Source organism: Aliiglaciecola sp. NS0011-25, from assembly GCF_040370605.1.
GTDB lineage: Bacteria > Pseudomonadota > Gammaproteobacteria > Enterobacterales > Alteromonadaceae > Aliiglaciecola > Aliiglaciecola lipolytica_A.
Genome location: NZ_BAABWR010000058.1, coordinates 1 through 882, shown reverse-complemented (window position 1 = coordinate 882; position 882 = coordinate 1). Strand labels below are relative to the sequence as shown.

The 882-nt window shown below is 41.2% G+C and carries 1 protein-coding gene; it reads right to left on the bottom strand.

What is annotated here, in order from left to right:
• The coding region (locus ABWV72_RS21155; protein WP_353372958.1) for an IS256 family transposase at positions 1-826 on the bottom strand (826 nt) is incomplete at its 3' end.
• Positions 827-882: the final 56 nt, after the last annotated feature.

The window sequence follows — 882 nt, the reverse complement described above, 5'->3', positions numbered from 1 at the left end:
CGGGTTTTAAGTCAGCCATAAAGGCTTTTTGGTGCTTAGAGGCTACGTACTTCATCGAGTTACGAATTTGATGAATAACGCACTGTTGAACCTCTGTTTCAGGATAGATAGTGCCAATGGCTTCAGGGAAACCTTTTAGTCCATCAACACAGGCGATTAAAATATCGGATACGCCACGATTATGTAAATCGGTCAGCACTGATAACCAGTAGTTAGCACCTTCGCTTTCTGATACGTAGAGGCCAAGTAATTCTTTACGGCCTTCAATATTAATACCCAGCACAGTATAAACCGCTTTGCTAACGTAGCGACCATTTTCCTTGATTTTATAGTGAATAGCGTCAAGCCAGATAAATGGATACAACGCATCAAGACTGCGAGATTGCCACGCTTTAAGCTCTGGTATTAGCTGGTCAGTCACAGCGGTTATTGTGGCTTCTGATATTTCAATGCCATACATTTCTTGAATGTGACTGCGAATATCACGATAGCTCATGCCTAACGCAAACATAGATAGGACTTTTTGGTCAATTTCTGGCGTTAACTTAGTTTGGTTTTTCTTAACGAGTTGCGGTTCAAAGGAGCCAGCGCGGTCTCTTGGTGTTTCAAGTTCAAATTGACCTACAGATGATTTAACGGTTTTCTTGCTAGTGCCGTTCTTACGGTTTGGTTGCAGATCAGATTCTAGATGCTGCTCTAGCTCTGCTCTGAGTGCAGCTTCAGTTAATTGTTTAATTAGCGGTGTTAAAACACCATCTTCACCAGTTAACCCTTTACCAGATTGAAGTTCAGCTAATGCTTTGTTGAAGTCGAAAGATTGAGTCATGTGTCACTCCTGTTTTCTTAATATTACTGAAATGACACAGATTTCTAAACACTACC